General features: G+C 60.3%; 14 protein-coding genes. 6 read left to right on the top strand and 8 right to left on the bottom strand.

Going from position 1 to position 18,323, the window contains the following annotated elements:
- Positions 1 to 4 precede the first annotated feature (4 nt).
- Together AB4O22_RS25710 and AB4O22_RS25705 are read right to left on the bottom strand one after the other, a co-directional pair.
- Complete coding sequence (locus tag AB4O22_RS25710; protein ID WP_460097439.1) at positions 5 to 1,006, bottom strand: FecR domain-containing protein; 1,002 nt, start codon at positions 1,004 to 1,006, stop codon at positions 5 to 7.
- Positions 996 to 1,496: a sigma-70 family RNA polymerase sigma factor gene (locus AB4O22_RS25705; protein WP_003196525.1), complete on the bottom strand. Its 501-nt coding sequence runs from the start codon at positions 1,494 to 1,496 to the stop codon at positions 996 to 998. Before AB4O22_RS25705 ends, AB4O22_RS25710 begins: the two co-directional genes overlap by 11 nt.
- A gap of 253 nt (positions 1,497 to 1,749) precedes the next feature.
- On the opposite strand from AB4O22_RS25705, the gene AB4O22_RS25700 reads away from it, so the two are divergent.
- Positions 1,750 to 3,630, top strand: coding sequence for a methyl-accepting chemotaxis protein (locus AB4O22_RS25700; protein ID WP_003196528.1), 1,881 nt, complete (start codon positions 1,750 to 1,752; stop codon positions 3,628 to 3,630).
- Positions 3,631 to 3,795: 165 nt separating this feature from the next.
- On the opposite strand, the gene AB4O22_RS25695 is transcribed toward AB4O22_RS25700, so the two are convergent.
- The 5 genes from AB4O22_RS25695 to AB4O22_RS25675 form a co-directional block, all read right to left on the bottom strand.
- Positions 3,796 to 4,266, bottom strand: coding sequence for an SRPBCC family protein (locus tag AB4O22_RS25695; protein ID WP_003196529.1), 471 nt, complete (start codon positions 4,264 to 4,266; stop codon positions 3,796 to 3,798).
- Positions 4,267 to 4,298: 32 nt separating this feature from the next.
- A complete protein-coding gene (locus tag AB4O22_RS25690; protein WP_460097437.1) occupies positions 4,299 to 7,718 on the bottom strand; it encodes an amino acid adenylation domain-containing protein in 3,420 nt (1,139 codons plus the stop codon).
- Between the two features lie 10 nt (positions 7,719 to 7,728).
- Entirely contained in the window at positions 7,729 to 8,661 is a 933-nt protein-coding gene (locus AB4O22_RS25685) for a diiron oxygenase (RefSeq protein ID WP_460097435.1), read from the bottom strand.
- On the bottom strand, positions 8,658 to 9,434 hold the full coding sequence (locus AB4O22_RS25680) for a DUF3050 domain-containing protein (RefSeq protein ID WP_003196534.1): 777 nt from the start codon (positions 9,432 to 9,434) through the stop codon (positions 8,658 to 8,660). The genes AB4O22_RS25685 and AB4O22_RS25680 overlap by 4 nt, the downstream gene beginning before the upstream one ends.
- A gap of 684 nt (positions 9,435 to 10,118) precedes the next feature.
- Positions 10,119 to 10,811: a GntR family transcriptional regulator gene (locus AB4O22_RS25675; protein WP_003196536.1), complete on the bottom strand. Its 693-nt coding sequence runs from the start codon at positions 10,809 to 10,811 to the stop codon at positions 10,119 to 10,121.
- A 269-nt stretch (positions 10,812 to 11,080) separates the two neighbouring features.
- Between AB4O22_RS25675 and lapG the strand changes: the two genes are divergently transcribed.
- From lapG to AB4O22_RS25650, 5 genes are all read left to right on the top strand, one after another.
- Complete coding sequence (gene lapG, locus AB4O22_RS25670) at positions 11,081 to 11,704, top strand: cysteine protease LapG (protein WP_371856198.1); 624 nt, start codon at positions 11,081 to 11,083, stop codon at positions 11,702 to 11,704.
- A gap of 14 nt (positions 11,705 to 11,718) precedes the next feature.
- The gene (gene lapD / locus AB4O22_RS25665; protein WP_460097433.1) at positions 11,719 to 13,665 is read left to right on the top strand and encodes a cyclic di-GMP receptor LapD; all 1,947 of its coding nucleotides are present in this window, start codon (positions 11,719 to 11,721) and stop codon (positions 13,663 to 13,665) included.
- A 289-nt stretch (positions 13,666 to 13,954) separates the two neighbouring features.
- Positions 13,955 to 15,385: an IS1182 family transposase gene (locus AB4O22_RS25660; protein ID WP_460095985.1), complete on the top strand. Its 1,431-nt coding sequence runs from the start codon at positions 13,955 to 13,957 to the stop codon at positions 15,383 to 15,385.
- Between the two features lie 757 nt (positions 15,386 to 16,142).
- Positions 16,143 to 17,390, top strand: coding sequence for an IS256 family transposase (locus AB4O22_RS25655; protein ID WP_460096091.1), 1,248 nt, complete (start codon positions 16,143 to 16,145; stop codon positions 17,388 to 17,390).
- A gap of 49 nt (positions 17,391 to 17,439) precedes the next feature.
- Entirely contained in the window at positions 17,440 to 17,766 is a 327-nt protein-coding gene (locus AB4O22_RS25650; protein WP_460097761.1) for a DUF6124 family protein, read from the top strand.
- Positions 17,767 to 17,941: 175 nt separating this feature from the next.
- Here the strand turns inward: AB4O22_RS25650 and AB4O22_RS25645 are convergent, their stop codons facing one another.
- Complete coding sequence (locus AB4O22_RS25645) at positions 17,942 to 18,280, bottom strand: hypothetical protein (RefSeq protein ID WP_053161687.1); 339 nt, start codon at positions 18,278 to 18,280, stop codon at positions 17,942 to 17,944.
- Positions 18,281 to 18,323 lie beyond the last annotated feature (43 nt).

Genomic DNA, 18,323 nt, shown 5'->3' with positions numbered 1-18,323 from the left:
AAAATCAAGCCAGGCGCTGCACCGTGATCCACCAACGGGTTCGATAACGGACTTGCACGGGGAGCGTGCGTGGCAGGACGGCGAGCAATTTGTCGGTGTCCTCCAAACGAAAAACCCCCGACAAGCGCAGGTCGGCAATCGACGCCGCGCAGTTCAAATAGCCTGGGCGGTAGCGTCCTACTTCGTTGAGAAAGTCTGCCAGGCGCATGTTGCGCGTGACGATCAAGCCGTCGGCCCAGGCGCCTGCGTCCATGTCCAGCGGCGGCGCCAGGGTCGCCGTCGATGTGGTGACCAGGTAGCTTTGCCCGGCCTCGACCTGAATGGGTGTGCCATCGCTGTTTGGGTGCGAACGGATAACCACCCGGCCGCTGGTGACGCTCAAGCGTGTGCAGTCGCTGTCCTGGCGCACGACGAAGCGCCCTTCCAGGCCTTCGAACAGGCCATGGTGGCTTTGTACCCGCAGCGGGCGCCCCGGGTCGCGGCCACAGGTGACCATGATTTCGCCGCGGGCCAGGGTAATCAGGCGCTGCCGGGCGCTGAAATCCAGGTTGGCGGCGCTGTGGGTATTGAGCTCTAGCCGCGTGCCGTCCGGTAGCTGGAAGCCTCGGCGCTCACCGGTGGCGGTGGCGAAATCGGCATTCCACGGCTGCCAGCCCAGGTCCTTGCCCAGCCATGCCGCGCAGCCCACAAGTGCGACGCCCGACAACAACTTCAGGGCCTGGCGACGACTGAGGCGCTGGGCGCTGTTTTCCAGGGTATCCAGGGCGACATGAGCACCGGGCACGGCCCGCAGGTTGGAGGTCAATTCACTGTGCAGCGATTGCACCCGTTGCCAGGCCAGTTCGTGTTCCGGGTGGGCGGCGCGCCAGGTGTCGCACTGTTGGCGCAGGGTCGGGTGGGTGGTGTGATTGCGCAGGCGCAGCAGCCAGTTGATCGCCTGCCTGACCACCTGTTGCGACGGGCCGTTGCGTCGGCTCTGCAAGTGCTCCGCCGGCTCAGCTTTCATAGCGCAACACATAGCAGTGGTACAGCGCATCGGCGACGTAGCGTTCCACCGAGCGCAACGAAATGCCCATCTGTTCGGCAATCTGCTTGTACGTCAGGCCTTCGCACTGGGCCAACAGAAAGGCCCTGCGCACTTTTGGCTTGAGGCCTTCGAGCATCCTGGCGATGGCTTCGAGCAGTTCCAGAATCAGGGCCTGTGCTTCAGCACCAGGGGTTTCGGCTTCCGGCAGGTGAGCTATGGTTTCCAGGTAGGCGCGTTCGATTTCCGCTCGACGCCAATGGTCGATCACCAGGCCTTGGGCGATGGTGCGCAAAAAGGCGCGTGGGGCGCGAAGCTCCAGGCGTTCGCTACGCTGCAACAGGCGCATGAAGGTGTCTTGGGCCAGGTCCGCGGCATCGGCGGCGTTGCCCAGGCGGGTGCGCAGCCACGTATTGAGCCAGCCGTGATGACGGCTGTAGAGCGCCTGTACTGCAAACTCGGGAGATGACATGGACGCAACGGCCTGGATGTTACAAATGATAATAGGTCGCATTGTCATCAGCCGTCGGCGAATTTGCAACCACCGTTCGCTCGCCGTGTCCTCCCGTCGGCTATTTCTTCGCATCCCTAATTATTTGTACAGGTTTGCCGACAGACTTGTACGTGTGCACCAAAGTGGAGCGGATTGATAACCGCTCGCACTGTTACATGGAACGTTGCAAATCTGGAATGCACCCCCACTCCTTGCATAAGAAGCCTCATCAATGAATCTAAAGTTCAGCCACAAAATCCTTCTTGCCGCCTCTGGTGTGGTGGTCCTGGCTTTTGCCCTGTTCACGCTCTACAACGATTATTTGCAGCGCAACACCATCGGCAGCAGCCTTGAGTCGTCCATCGAGCAATCCGGCGACCTGACGGCCAGCAGCATCCAGAACTGGATGAGTGGCCGGATACTGGTACTGGAAAACCTGGCGCAAAACATCGCGCACCAGGGCGCTACTGCCGATCTGCCGGGGCTGGTCGATCAGCCGGCGCTGACCTCGAACTTCCAGTTCACTTATGTGGGCCAGGCCAACGGCGTCTTCACCCAGCGCCCGGACGCCAAAATGCCTGACGGCTACGACCCGCGTCAGCGCCCCTGGTACAAACAGGCGGTGACCGCCGATAAAACCATGCTGACCCCGCCTTACCTGGCGGCGGTGGGTGGCCTGGTGGTGACCGTTGCCCTGCCGGTGAAGCACAACGGCGAACTGCTCGGCGTGGTGGGCGGCGACCTGAGCCTGGAAACCCTGGTGAAAATCATCAACTCCGTGGACTTCGGTGGTATCGGCCATGCGTTCCTGGTCAGCGGCGACGGTCAGGTAATCGTCAGCCCGGATAAAGACCAGGTGATGAAGAACCTCAAGGACATCTACCCCGGTACCCCGGTGCGCATTGGCAAGGGTATCCAGGAGGTTGAGCTGAACGGGCAGGACCGTATCCTTTCGTTCACCCCGGTTACCGGCCTGCCGAACGCCGAGTGGTACATCGGCCTGTCGATCGACAAGGCCAAGGCCTACGCGCCGTTGAGCCAGTTCCGTACGTCTGCGCTGATTGCGATGTTTGTCGCGGTGGCGGCCATTGCGTTGCTGCTGAGCCTGTTGATCCAGGTGCTGATGCGTCCGTTGACCACCATGGGCCGTGCCATGCAGGACATCGCCCAAGGCGAAGGCGACCTGACCCGGCGCCTGGTGGTGCAGGGCAAGGATGAGTTCGCGGTGCTGGGTGGCTCGTTCAACCAGTTCGTGGAGCGGATTCACGCGTCGATCTCGGAAGTGTCTTCCGCCACTCGCCAGGTGCATGACCTGTCGCAGCGGGTGATGACCTCGTCCAACGCTTCGCTCGTCGGCTCGGATGAGCAGAGCGCTCGCACCAACAGCGTGGCTGCGGCCATCAACGAGTTGGGCGCCGCGACCCAGGAAATCGCCCGCAATGCCGCCGATGCCTCGCAACATGCCAGCGGTGCCAGCGAGCAGGCCGATGACGGTCGCCAGGTGGTGGAAAAAACCATCCAGGCCATGACCGAGCTATCGCAGAAAATCAGCCTTTCGTGCACCCAGATCGAAACCCTGAACGCCAGCACCGACAACATCGGCCACATCCTGGACGTGATCAAGGGCATCTCCCAGCAAACCAACCTGCTGGCCCTGAACGCGGCCATCGAAGCGGCCCGTGCCGGTGAAGCCGGGCGTGGTTTTGCGGTGGTGGCCGATGAAGTGCGCAACCTGGCGCATCGCACCCAGGAGTCGGCGGAAGAAATCCACAAGATGATTACCTCGCTTCAAATCGGCTCCCGTGAAGCGGTGACTACGATGAACGCCAGCCAGACGTCCAGCGAAGAAAGCGTGGAAGTGGCCAACCAGGCCGGCCTGCGACTGGTCAGCGTGACGCAGCGTATCGGTGAGATCGACGGCATGAACCAGTCGGTGGCTGCTGCGACCGAAGAGCAGACCGCTGTGGTTGAAACCCTCAACATGGACGTCAGCCACATCAACCTGCTGAACCAGCAAAGCGTGGCCAACCTCAATGAAACCCTGAAGGATTGCGATGCCTTGTCGCAACAGGCCAATCGACTGAAGCAACTGGTGGACAGCTTCAAGATCTGACCCAGTCGCAAGCCGACCCACCGCCATCGCGAGCAAGCTCGCTCCCACAGGGGACTGGCGGTGGGTCGGTATTTTGCATTCAACCCCGGAACCAAAACTGTGGGAGTGAGCCCACACACATAGGTTTGGTGGTGGACCTGAGTCTCAAGGCCACCCTGGAGCAGGTTATGCCTCGGGGAACATCCCCTGCACATTCCCCATCGCCTCATCGGCGAAGCCCTGGAGGAAATCCCGGAAGCCCGCCGGCGTGTGGGCGTCGGTGTGGTCGGCGATGATGGTCCAGGTGGCACGGCAGCGGTTGTCCGCCAGGGGTTCGACGCGCATGGCTGCCCACAGGTTGTCGATGCCCAGGGTGTTGTAGATCAGCGTCCAGGTCATGTGCATGGCCTGGTCGTCGCGGCTGTTGAGCTGTTCCACCACCAGGTTCTGCCCATCGCGGAAGAATTTCTTGCGCAGGGACCTCACACCCTCGCCGGTCATTTCGATGTGCTCCAGTGCCGGAATGAAATGGTTGAATCCGCCAAAATCACCCACCACGTCCCAGACGCGCGCCGCGTCGGCCGCGACCTCCACCGAGGTTTCGACCTGGCAGGCTTGGGGGTTTTTGATCAGGGTGTCGGGTTGAAATGCACTCATGGTCTTGCTCCTTGCTTTGGGTTGAGGGTGTTTCAGATGAAGTCGATGGCCTTGAGGTAATCGGCGCCGCGACGCAGCAGGGCCGGGGACTTTTCCGGGTAGCTGGCGCCCATCTGCCGCACGCCGGCGCGGGCGTTGTCGTGGCTGATCAGCGAGATATCGCCGATGTCTTCCTCGAAGCCGTTGAGGTAGAAACCCAATACGCCAAACAACGCGTTGTCGGCATCGACCCGAGCCAATTGCCGTTGCCACTCGGCAACGCTGACCAACGAAAATTCCCGGCCGCTGTCGCGAAACGAGGCGACGTAAGCGTCCCAGCTCAAAGGCTGCGGGTTGTGCAGGTTGAACACCGCTTGCGTCGGCTGGTAGCGGCTGGCGTGGAAGGCGATGAAGCGGGCCAGGAAATCCACCGGCATCAGGTCGAAATTGAGGGACAGCTCCGGCACCTGGCCGAGCTGGATCGAGCCTTTGAGCATCAGCATCAACCGATTTTTATGGGGCTGGCAGACCCCGGTCAGGCTGTTGAAACTGATGTTGCCGGGGCGGAACAGATTGACCGACACCCCGCGATCCCGGGCCCGTTGCAGGATCCGTTCGCCGACCCATTTGGACAGGTTGTAGCCGTTCTTGATGTAGATCGGCGGCGTCTTGGCGGCTGGCTGTTCCAGCACCTGGCCGTCGGCGTCCAGGGCACTGGAGGCGGAAAGCGTGGAGACGAAGTTGAAGATCTTCTTGCTGCGCCCTTCACACAGGCGCAGGCATTCGAAGATCGGCTCCACGTTGTCCCGCGCCAGGGACTCGTAGTCGAGCACATGGTTGACGTGGGCGGCGTTGTGCACCAGCGCGCCGAAGGTACGGTCGATGCGGGCGTAGACGTCGTCCGGCAAACCCAGTTGCGGTTGAGTAATGTCGGCGGCGTACACACTGACGCGGTCCAGGTCCAGGTGGGTCAGGTGATTGTCCTGAAGGGCTTGGGAGAAGCGCTCGGCCGCGCTTTGTTCCGCGCTCGCGCGCACCAGGCACGCGACTTCGGTGGCGCCCCAGGCCAGCAGTGCCTCGACGATGTGCACGCCGAGAAAACTGTTGGCGCCGGTCACCACCACCTTGTGCACATCGCCGCATTGGCTGATGGGCAATGGATCGAGGTTGAGCTCGGCCTCGGCATCGATGAAGGCCTGGGGGCTGAGGATCGATGCACTGTTTTGATCAGGATCGTCCAGCAACTTGGCCAAGGTCATCAGCGTCGGTGCTTCGATGAAGCGATTGATCGACAGGCTGCGGCCGAACGTCTGGCGGATGCTCAACAGCAGTCGCGACAGCAGGATCGAATGCCCACCGAGGTTGAAGAAACTTTCGTCGGTGGCGATGTCCTCGACCGGCAGTTCAAGCAGTTCGGCCCACAGTTGCTGCAGTTGTGTCTCGAGGGCGTTCTGCGGCTGCCGGCGTTGGCCGTCGACCTGCACCTGCACCGCCATGGCGAGCAAGGCCCGGCGATCGACCTTGCCGTTGCTGGTGTACGGCAGGCTCGGCAATTCGACGTAGGCGGCCGGGTGCATGTAGCTGGGCAAGCTGTTCTGCACATGCTCGCGTAACGCCTGGAGGGCGTCACCGGAGTGCTCGGGATGAACCAGGAACGCCAGGATCCGCCGCCGTTCATCGACCCCCACCGCCACTTGGCGAAACAACTGGCTATCGCGCAGGCAGTGCTCGATTTCCTCGGGCTCGACCCGAAAACCGCGGATCTTCACCTGGTTATCGCGCCGACCACACAGTTCGATGCCGTTGTCGGTCCACTGGCCGATATCACCCGTGCGATAGACCCGCAGCGTTTGCCCGGTGGGCAGCGTCAGGTCGAGGTAACGTGTCGCGGTCAGCGTCGGGTCGTTCAGATAACCCAGCCCGACGCCCGGGCCGGCGATGTACAGCTCGCCGGGAACACCCTGGGGAACCGGCTGCAACTGTTCGTCCAGGATCAGCACCCGGCCATTGGCGATGGGCACGCCGAGGTTGCGGTTGTTGTCGCCGACGCCGAACTGTCGTGTGGTCGCCAGCACCGTGGTTTCGGTCGGGCCGTAGATGTTGTGGAACTGGCATTGTGGCGCGAGCTGTTCGATCACGAACGGTTCGCAGACATCGCCACCGGTGATCAGGTGCGCCAGGCCCAACGGTGTATCAAGGGGCATGACGCTCAGCAGCGCAGGCGGCAGGAAGGCATGGCTGATGTGCTGTTGGTGAATCAACGCGACCAATTGCTGCGGATCGCGGCGCTGGTCTTCGCTGGGCACCACCAGCAGGGCGCCGTGGATGAAGGTCGGGAGGATATCCAGCAGCGACGCGTCGAAGTTGATGGTGGAAAACTGCAACGCCCGGCTGTCTCGTTGCAACGCGACGTAGTCGCCGTACCAGGCACAGAAGTGACTGAGGTTGCGGTGGCTGAGCAACACGCCCTTGGGCTGGCCGGTGGTGCCGGAGGTGTAGATCGCCACGGCTGGTTCGTCGCTGTCCACTGTGCGGCGGATCAACGAGGTCGGGATGCCGGGCTTGGGCGATGGCAGTTGCTGGACATTGAGCGTTGGCAACGACAGGTCGCCCAGATCGCTGTCGCCGTCGTGCAGCAGCAGGTCGGCCTGGGCATTTTCCAGGATGAAGCGCCGACGTTGCGCCGGGTGCTGCGGGTCCAGCGGCAGGTACACCGCCCCACAGCCCAGCACTGCCAGGATCGCCGCATACAGGTGCGCGGACTTGGGCAGGCAGACACCGATCACCAAGGGGCACTTGGCCGCGCCGCTTAGCCTCTGCAACATCGGCTCTTGCAACCTCAGCGCCAGGCGGCGCAAGGATTTGTAGTCGATGAGTTGTCCATCGACCCACAGGGCCGGTTGCGTCGCGTCGTCGAGCATGCGCTGTTCGATGCTGTGCATCACCGGCACATCGGCGGCGGCCAGCAGCCAGGGCACTGGCGGCCGATTGAGGCCGTGCTCGAACGCCAGCGGCTCCAGTGCATCGAGCCCGAGCAGAGGTTGGTCGACAGCGTCAGCGTGCACCGTCGGCCAGTGATCGAAGCAGGTGTCATCCCGGGATAACTGGCTGACCAGCCGTGCGCCGGTCTCGACCACTGTCGCCAGGGTACGCAACCGCAGGGACTGACCGTTGCCATCGCGTTGCGGCGCAATCACTTCCTGGCATAACAGCCGCTGCGCGCCGTCGCGGAATATCACCACCGGTTGCGGCAATACCTCGCCGGGTAGCGTGCGCAGCGCCACGCGGACCTGGAGGCATGAGCGGGCCTCAATGATCCTCGGTGTCGTACCGTCGTCGATCAACAGGTCGACCGCGTCGTGGTTGGCCGGCGATTGCCGATCCACGATGCCGTGGCTGTGCAGCTCCAGTTCCCGGGCCAGTTCGGCCATGGCCTGGCTGGTGCCAGGCACTGCAATTTCGAGGCGTTTCATCGAAAGGTCCTCATGGAGTCAGATAATCAGCGAGGGCGTCGCGTACGCAGGGGGACGCGAGCATCGAGCTGCTGCGGAAAAAGCGCGTGATGTTGCCCACCAACGGGTGAAAACGATTGATGGGGTAGGCCAGCGCACTGGCCTCTTCACGCAGCGACTGGCGTACCGATTCGTCGACGGGCAGGTGGGCGATCAGCTCGAAGTCGAACGCTTGCTGCAGGTCGCTCGCCAGGTACTGGACGATGAAACCGGGCATCAAGCGCGCAATCGCCGCGCGGTCCTCTTCGGGCGCGGTGCGCCAGTAAATCTGCACCAGTCGCGTCCAGAAACCGGAGTGCCGGCCCTCGTCGAGCAAGTGATCGGCCATCAGCCCCTTGATCGAGGCCTTGACCGAGTCGTCCCGGGCGAAGGCCGCCACTTCGTTGGTGACGGTGTTCTCTGCGATGGCGATGCAGATCAGTTCCACGGCGCTGAGCAGATGTTCCGGCGCCTGGGCCAGGGTCGCCGGTATCGCGCGGCTGAGTTCGATCTGCCCCGGCAACGGGATCGGTTCGATGCCGGTCATATCGATGGTCTGCTGCATGAAGTCCATCGCCACCAGCGCGTGATAATCCTCATCCACCACCACGGTCATCGCGTCGTAGCGGCAGGCGAACGGGAATTCGATGCCGAAGCGGTTCTTGGCGATGCGGCGGGCGGTGTGGTCCACCAGTTCGGTCTCGAAAATCACCACGTCCTTGATGAACTTGTAGAGGCTCTGCACCAGCACAAAGTCGCGCAATTGCGGACAGTGGCTGAGGAAGGTCTGGCTGTGCACCAGCGGCTGGCGGCTCATGGGGAAGATCAGTTTGTCGTCGTCTTCGACCCGGCGCCGTGGCCGGGTACGGATCGTCGCGCGGCTTTCCCAGGCGTCGGCGAAAGATTGGTATTCGACAGCGTTCATGGCGTCACCTGTGCAACCGGCTGGGCCATGCTCTGGCGCAAGCCATCCCACAAGGCCGCGCGGCTGTGGACAGCGGCGAGCGCGGCGACCAGTACTTCGGTTTCGCGCTGCGGGTCGCCATCGATCAGCCGGGCCAACAACTTTTCTGCCGCCGGGCCATGGTCTTCGGAATCGACTTCGATGTGCCGCTGCAGGTAATAACGAAAGGTCGGCGCCTGATCCAGGCCAATGCCCCAAGCGTCGAGCATGCGCTGGAACATCTGCGGGATGACACTCTCGCGACCATGCACGAAGGCCGCTGCCACGCTGTGGGCCGGGGCGTGCAGGGCGGTGTGCAAGGTCTGGCGGACAAACCGTGCCGCCGCCGGTTCGACCTCGACGCTGTCCAGCGCAGTTTCGGGGCTGACGCCTTCCTGTTGCAGGGTGATGAATTGCTCGATCGCGCGGGTATCGGCACCGATTTCCCGCATGGCGTCCAGGTACAGTTCGAAGTGGCTGCAATAGCCTGCGCCGGGGCGGTCATCCGACTCTTCTCCCAGCACGATTTCATTGATCAGGCGTGCCGCGTGCGGGTCGGCCGGCGGCAGCCAGGGCAGGTGGACGCAGGTGAGCTCGCGTTGCAGCCGCTTGGTCAGCGACATGAAGTCCCAGACGGCAAAGACATGGCTTTCCATAAAGCGGCGTAACAGATCGATTGATGTAATCTCGGAAAAAACCGGGTGTTGGCCAAGTTCGTGTTTTTTTAGAGATAGTTGTTCTTTGGTTGGCTGCATCGGAACGTCCTCATCAATGATATTTTGTCCGGAAGGTTGCTCGTTATTTAATTAAGGCGAGCGGGTGCCTGAACCGGAATCCATGAATTGCCCAAGGGGCTTAAGTATTCTCTTTTAATCGTAATTTCGGCTTTGGATGCCAGTATTTGCTTGGCTTGTCGCAAGTCGAAAGGGTCGCCAGTAACGCGACGAATAAAAAACTAATACATGAAACAAGTAAGCGGCAAGTACTTTTTTAATTATTTAAAGTTAGTGTTTTATTGGGCGCGAAGAGGGCTGTTAAAACTTTTTATATAAGTTTTATTTGGGCGAAGAAGCTCCTTCCGATTTAGGGGTATCAGAATCGAATAGTTCGAGTGAATGCCTCACTCGGAGCACTTCAGGGATCGGGGAGTTAAGAAGTTTTATGTTATGGGCAGGACGTCGGTCGGACATCCGATCATCCCGCCGGTTGGACGACGCTCCTTGCGTATTGGCTTCGATTCGTCTGGCCTCAGCCAGGCGTTGACTTCTTCAGGTCTGTTTTGAATCGACAAGCGCAAGAGTGAGCCCAAATCGATGGCAGTGCCATTGAACTGATGGGACGACGAGTCGCGGCCACGGCCAAGCCGCGCCGCGCAGGCGACAAGTGAGTCGGAAGGATATGTAAGAAGTTTTTACGCCGGCTGGACCGTCGAGGTGGGATCAAAGATTCGACGACTGTTCCAGGTACCGGCGCATGGTGACCGAGGCTTTTTCCAGGTGTCGCTCCAGCAATACGACGGCGTTATCGATGTCCTTGGCGCGAGCGGCGTCGAGCAGCGCGCGATGATCGTCCTGGCTCAACTTGCCCAGCCCCATGGATGACAGATGAAAGCGCAGGAAGCGCTCTTCTTCATTGAGTTCGCGCTCGATCAGGTCCAGCAGCTTGCTGTTGGGTGCCTTGTGATAAAGCGACATGTGGAACAGCCGGTTGAGCTTGCCGATCTGGGCGTGATCGGTTTCCGTTTCCAGCTGTTCGATGTACTGGGCGGCCAGTGCCAGGTCGTTGTCATCGAGCAGCGGAATGGACAGGCGCAAGGCGAACGATTCCAGGACCGAGCGCAGGGCGTAGGTTTCTACCGCATTGTTGGTGATCAACGGCGCCACCACGGCGCCCTTGTGCTGAACCACATTGAGCAGTGACTGCGCTTCGAGTTGGCGCAATGCTTCGCGCACCGGCATGCGGCTCACGCCGAACAGGTCGGCCAGTTCCTGCTGGCGCAGGGCGGTGCCGCAAGGCAGGCGTCCATCGAGGATGGCCTCGCGCAGAGACTCTTCGATGATCGAGCGAGCCTGGTCAGCCGGGATGGGTCCGTTGACCTGGATAGTGCTGAGTGGTTTGGGCTTTTGTGTCACGACAACACCTGACTGATAGTAACGACAATTGGATCCAAGCCAACGTTAGTTACAGATTGCCAAGCCGTCAAAATCTCGCGGCCCCAGTTCCTGAACTAAAGTTTAGTCTGCTTGCGGTGATTGCAACCTGCCATTGTTTTTTACCCGGCCAGGCTTCACCATCCAACGAATTTCCAACGGCCCTTTTCGGACGTATTCCCTTGGCTGCACCTTTCCCTGTTCTCAGGTCCTTGCGCTGGCTGTGTTCGGCATTGTTGCTGGCCGGCCTGATGCTGGGTGGCTTGCAGGCTGACTGGGACTTTGCGCAGATCAGCCGACGGGCGCAAGCGTTATATGGTCCCTTGGGCGAAGGTCAGCAACGGATCGACGCATGGCAGCAACTGTTGGCGACCCAGAAACAGATCCCGGAACTGGAACAGCTCAAGGTGGTGAACCTGTTTTTCAACAAACAGGTGCGCTACGTGGAAGACATCGACCTGTGGCGCGAGGTCGACTACTGGGAGACCCCGATCCAGGCCCTGTGGAAGGGCGCCGGCGATTGTGAAGACTACGCCATCGCCAAGTATTTCAGCCTGCGTCATCTCGGGGTCTCCAGTGACAAGCTGCGCATCACCTACGTCAAGGCCTTGCGGCAGAATCGTGCGCACATGGTGCTCACCTACTACGCCACGCCCGAGGCGATGCCGCTGGTACTCGACAGCCTGATCGACGGCATCCTGCCGGCCAGCCAGCGAACCGACTTGCTCCCGGTCTACTCTTTCAATGCCGAAGGGCTGTGGCTGCCGGGCGCCAAGGGCAACAAGAAAGTGGGTGACACCAAGCGCCTGTCCCGGTGGCAGGATGTGTTGAAGAAAATGCAGGCCGAAGGTTTTCCGGTCGAGACGACTAACTAGGAGCGCGCGCTCAGATGTCTTTGTTCAAACAGCTGTTGATCGCTATCTGTCTGTTCCTGGTGGTTGCCTTCAGCGGCAGCTTCATGGTCAGCCTGGAGAGTTCGCGGGCCCAGTACGTCAACCAGTTGCGCTCCCACGCCCAGGACGCGGCCACGGCGCTGGCGTTGTCGCTGACGCCGAACATCGACGACCCGGCGATGGTGGAGCTGATGGTCAGCTCGATCTTCGACAGTGGCTACTACGCCAGCATCCGCGTGGTCGACGTGGCCACCGACAAAACCCTCGTCGAGCGCACCGGCACGCCGGACGCCGGCAGCGTGCCGCAATGGTTCGTCAAGCTGATCGGCCTGGAACCGGCTGGAGGCGATGCCATCGTCAGCCGCGGCTGGGAACAGGCGGCCCGGGTCGAAGTGGTCAGCCACCCGATGTTCGCCCTCGCCAAGCTGTGGCAGAGCGCGTTGGGCAGCCTGGGTTGGCTTTTGCTGTGCGGCGCCATGAGCGCGGTGCTGGGGGCCTTGCTGCTGCGTCGTCAGCTCAAGCCGCTGGACTACATGGTGCATCAGTCCCATGCCATCGCTCGTCGCGAGTTCCTGAGCCTGCCGGAGCTGCCGCGCACGCCTGAACTGCGCCGCGTGGTGCAGGCGATGAACCAGATGGTCGAGAAGCTCAAGGCGCTGTTCCAGGAGCAGGCCGAGCGCAGCGAGAAACTGAGGGTCGAATCCTACCAGGACAACCTCACGGGCCTGGCCAACCGACGCTACTTCGAAATGCAGCTCAATGCCCGGGTGAGCAACCCGGAGCAAGCCAGTTCCGGTTATCTGCTGTTGCTGCGGGTCAAGGACCTGGCCGGTTTGAACCAGCGGTTGGGCGGGCAGCGCACCGACCAGTTGCTCCAGGCCGTGGGCGAGCAATTGCTGCGTGAATGCGCGCGGTATCCGGAAACCCACAACCTGGTCACGCGTATTCGCGGCGGGGAATTCGCGGTTCTGGCACCTGGGCTGGTGCGCGAGGAAGCGCTGCAACTGGCGCAGAACCTTGAGGCTGCGTTGGCGAGCCTGCATGCGACCGGCGCGACGGATGTGGCTTCGGTGGCCTCCATCGGGCTGGCGCCGTTTGTCCATGGCGACTCGCCGCAAGCGGTGCTGCAGCTCGGCGACCAGGCCCTGGCCCAGGCTGAAAGCCAGGGCGAACCGGGTTGGGCGTGCCTGGATCACAGTGCCTCGGCCAGCGTCGGCGACGATCACCACGCCTGGCACACGTTGCTCGACCAGGCGTTAAATCATCAGCGCTTCGAACTGTACTTCCAGCCGGTGGTGGCCGCCCAGGACACCCAGGTGGTGCTGCATTACAAAGTGCTGTCGCGGCTGCTCGACGAGCAGGGCCAGACCATCCCCGCCGGGCGGTTCCTGCCTTGGTTGGAGCGCTTTGGCTGGACTGCGCGCCTGGACCGCTTGATGCTCGAGCAGGTGCTCAGGCAAATGGCCGGGCATGAACAGTCTCTGGCGTTGAACCTGTCTTCGGCGACCTTGGCCGATCCGCAGGCGCTGAACAAGATCTTTGAGATCCTGCGGGCGCATTCCAACCTTGGGTCGCGCCTGACCCTGGAGATTGGTGAAGAGCAATTGCCGGAGCAAGCGGTGCTGGAGCAGTTGACCCGGCGTCTGCGTGAGTTGGGCTTCTCCTTGAGCCTGCAGCGTTTTGGTGGGCGGTTCAGCATGATCGGTAACTTGTCGCGGTTGGGGTTGGCTTATCTGAAGATCGATGGCAGCTATATCCGTGCGATTGACCAGGAAAGCGATAAGCGCTTGTTCATTGAGGCGATTCAGCGGGCGGCTCACAGTATCGACTTGCCGTTGATTGCTGAGCGGGTTGAGACGGAGGGGGAGTTGGCGGTGATTCGGGAGATGGGGTTGTTTGGGGTTCAGGGGCAGTTGGTGGGTGAGCCTAAGCGTTGGGGGTGAGGCGGTCTTTTATCCTTCTGACTGAGTACATATCCGTTTCTGCGGTAACGGCTGCTTATGGTTCCGCCCTGACGGCGGGTCACTTTCGAAAAGCCCGGAAGCCGGCCCAGTCGAAAGTAACCAAAGCGCTTCTGCCCCACCACTCGGTGCCTCGCCTAGGCTCGGCATGCCCTCACTCCGGCATTGCTCCGTGGGCCCGCCGCGAAGGGCCATCCATGGCCCAGAGTGTGTAAAAACTCGAAGCCAACCTTGCTATGATTCTCCCAGGACTTCATCGCAAGGGCTGCCCATGAAACGCTTCATCCAAGGTGAACACCGAGATCAAACTACCTTGCTCCCCGAGAGCTTGGACGACTACGTCAGCGACACCAATCCGGTGCGCGTTGTCGATGTCTTCGTGGATGAGCTCGACCTGATCAGCTTGGGTTTTGACAGCGCTGTCCCCGCTAAAACGGGCCGACCGGCTTACCACCCTGCAGTCATGCTGAAGATCTACATCTACGGCTATCTCAACCGTATCCAGTCAAGCCGGCGCCTTGAGCGCGAGGCGCAGCGCAACGTCGAGCTGATGTGGCTGACCGGTCGCCTGATGCCGGATTTCAAGACCATCGCCAACTTCCGCAAAGACAACGGAAAGGCCATTCGAGGAGTCTGTCGGCAGTTCGTCGTACTGTGTCAACAGCTGGGGCTTTTCTCGGAACATTTCGTTGCCATCGATGGCAGTAAATTCAAGGCGGTGAACCACCGCGACCGCAATTTCACCAGCGCCAAGCTGAAGCGCCGGATGGAAGAGATCGAATCAAGCATTGCCCGTTATCTGAAGGCGCTGGATGAGGCTGATCGGGAAGAGCACAAGTCTTCAGGGCCCAAAGGCGGCCTGGAAGAGAAAATCGCCAAATTGAAGGAGCAGATGAAGGCGCTTCAGGCGATTGAAATACAGCTTGAAGCATCGCCGGACAAACAGATCTCGCTGACCGACCCGGACGCGCGCTCGATGATGATGACGAGCGGTCATGGCATCGTGGGCTACAACGTGCAGACAGCAGTCGATACCAAACACCATTTGATCGTCGCGCACGAGGTGACCAATGTCGGTCACGACCGTGATCAGCTTAGCTCGATGGCCCAGCAGGCCCGTGAGGCGATGCAAAGCGAATCGTTGTCAGTAGTGGCGGACCGAGGGTATTACAAAAGCGCAGAAATCCTGGCCTGTCATGAGGCAGGGATCACAGCTTATGTGCCGAAAACGCTGAGCTCGCGGGCCAAATTTGATGGTCGCTTCGGCAATGACGAGTTTGTTTACGACGCGGAAAAAGATGTGTACGTCTGCCCCGCCAAGCAAGTGCTGATCTGGCGCAACGCTTACGTCGACAAGGGCAAGAAGCTGGACGTTTACTGGCACTCCAACTGCCGAGCCTGTTCGATAAAGGCGCAATGCACACCGGCCAGAGAGCGAAAAGTTCGGCGCTGGGAACATGAGGCGGTACTGGAGGAAATGCAGGCCCGGCTGAACAATGAGCCGCAGATGATGATCATCCGCAAGCGAACGGTCGAGCATCCCTTCGGGACGCTGAAGCAATGGATGGGAGCGACGCATTTTCTGACACGGCGGCTGGCTGGGGTCAGTACTGAAATGAGCTTGAATGTGCTCGCTTACAATTGGAAAAGAGTGATGAAAATCCTTGGTGCGCAGGGTCTGATGAAGGCGCTGGCGGCCTGAAAGCCTGCCGTTTTGCCCCGTTAGTCAAGCTATGAAGCCTTGCTAGCGTTCGTAGGGGCCGCTTGGAGCTACAGGAACGCTTCAGGTTTTAATCAGTTGGCCAACACCTGTCGGCACTACGTGCCGACGATGTTTTTATCGGTTTTTACACACTCTGGGCCATGGATGGCCCTTCGCGGCGGCCCACGGAGCAATGCCGGAGTGAGGGCACACCGAGCCTAAGCGAGGTGCCAAGTGGTGGGGCATGAGCGCTTTGGTTACTTTCGCGCTTTTCGAAAGTGACCCGCCGTCAGGGCGGAACCCTAAGTGGCCGTTACCGCAGAAACGGATATACACCCCCCTCTAAAAGTAAGGTCCTAGGAGATTTCCTTCGAGTTGTAGCGAACTTGGTGAACTTGTCGGGCGTCTGCCTCGTGGCTAGTCTGGGGTTGTCACTGAAAAAAACGGTGACACTGGCGTGCAAGCCGGTTAAAAGACGACGCGCAAGCGCTTTATGGCGGTTGTGCGTGGGAGATTTCTTCGTGAGAAGGATTCTGCCGGGGTTCCGTCTGCCCGGTCTTGCACACCTGCGTACAACTGCCACCTCATTTGCGTGCAAGCAAAGGGTGTCGGTTCCACTTCTACAGATGGAGCTTCACGCCATGTTCAAAGTAACTCCGAATCCGCCAGAAAACCCTGGCAACAACTCCGACAAATCCTCGAAATGGGAGTGTCAGAAATTTTGTGTTCGGGCATAACATGAGTAAGAGGTGCATGTATGCCAACCAAAAAGAAACCCCTGCGTGACCTGCCCAAAATCCCTAAAGAGCTGCTTGAGCAGTTTGGTGAGGGGCTGATGACAGCGGAAGCCATCGAGGACGCCTCGGCAGCGTTCAAGAAGGCCCTGATTGAACGAGCCTTGACCGCTGAACTCGGCCATCACTTGGGCTATCCCCCGGGCGCGCAGCGCCCGGAGGATGAAACTAATCAGCGCAATGGCAAGAGTGGAAAAACCGTTTTGACCGGAGATGGCCCGCTGCGGCTGGATATCCCACGCGACCGGGATGGCAGTTTTTCGCCCATTTTGATCCCCAAACACGAGCGCCGTTACACCGGTTTCGACGACAAGATCATCGCCATGTACGCCCGGGGCATGACGGTTCGCGAGATCAGAGCGTTTCTCCTGGAACAGTACGGCACAGATGTTTCGCACGACTTCATCAGCTCAGTCACCGACGCGGTGATGGAAGAGATCGGCGCTTGGCAGCAACGACCGCTTGAGCCGATGTACCCGGTCATCTTCTTCGACGCGCTGCGGGTCAAAATCAGGGAAGAAGGTCTGGTCCGCAATAAGGCCATCTACTTGGCCTTGGGCGTACTACCGGACGGAACCCGCGATATCTTGGGCATCTGGATCGAGACAACGGAAGGCGCCAAGTTCTGGATGAAGGTCTTCAATGACCTCAAGACACGCGGCGTCGAAGACGTGTTGATTGCCGTGACCGATGGCCTCAAAGGCATGCCAGAAGCCCTGAGCGCGGTGTTTCCTGAGACGACGTTGCAAACCTGCATCGTGCATCTGATCCGCAACAGCCTCGACTATGCAGCCTGGGACAAACGTCGGGAACTGGCCAAGGCTCTCAAACCGATCTATCAAGCGATCAACGCCGAGGCCGCCGAAGCGGCTTTGGACTCGTTCGAAAATGGGCCTTGGGGCAAACAGTACCCGACCGTCGTCGCTGCTTGGCGACGCGCCTGGGATCGAGTTATCCCGTTTTTTGTCTTCCCGCCTGCCATTCGGAAAGTGATCTATACGACCAACGCGATCGAGAGCATCAACGCTCAGTTGCGAAAGATCATCAAGACAAGAGGCCACTTCCCAACTGATGACGCTGCCACCAAATTAATCTGGCTGGGCTTGCGCAACATCACCGCAAACTGGGGCAGTGCAGCCCATGACTGGAAAAACGCCATGAATCAATTCGCGATCCTGTACGGGGACCGGTTCATCAGGCCGACGTGGTAAATGAAGGTCTGCCTAACGGCAGGCCGTCACCGGCCCGCACACAAAAAATCTGACACTCCCCTCGAAATCCAAAAAACTCGACGAAGCCGCCGAACGCGTCCTCGACTACTACCTCAATCCCAAACCCACCGATGAAGCCTCGGGAAAAACCCAAACCGCCCAACTCTTCATGGTCTCCCCAGACATCGACACCGAAACCCTCCTGGCCAATGCCTCCGAAGACTTGCTGTCCATCAGCGCCATCGCCGCCGACCTGGCTGATGACGTCGACGGCTCACGCCGCAGCGTGATCCTGGCGATCAGCCGAATGGCCGATGGGGTGCATTTGTTGGTAGAGCGGGCGATGGATCGGCTGGAGGTTCAAGCGGCGGGCTGACAGGCCTGCGGTGGATTGACCATTGCCATCGCGAGCAGGCTCGCTCCCACATTGGATCTGTGTCGAACCGAATATCGAGATCAACACCAATCAACTGTGGGAGCGAGCCTGCTCGCGATGGCGTCAGCCCAGACAACCCAAAACCCTTTAGCGAGGCAATGGGTAACTTGCAAGCCTAGATCAACCCTTTCTCATCATCATCGATCAACCGGCTCAACCCGCCCAAGGCTTCCCGGGCCTGGGTGCGGTCCATCAGCTTGGCCTGGGCTGCGGCTGGCAGGTCGGTGACACGGATGACGCCTTTGCTGGTCAGCACCTGGATCAAGTCATCGAGTACCCGGATCATCTCCAGGTCGCTTTGCTTGAGCTGCTTGAGGCTGTTTTCCACCGCCTGGTTGGCGAACCAGTCCTGGATCTCGTGGTTGTCGGCCGGCAAGGTTTCGGTGGCCTCGGCGTAAGCGGTGGCTTCTACGCGCACCAGCAGGCCTTGTGCATCGCGTTGCACATAAAACATCGGGCATCCCTCATGTATGAAGCGGCGTCATGCTGGGCAGCAT

Source organism: Pseudomonas sp. S3_B11, assembly GCF_054667715.1.
Note: the sequence above shows the minus strand (reverse complement) of the source record. Positions and strands in the feature narration are given on the sequence as shown.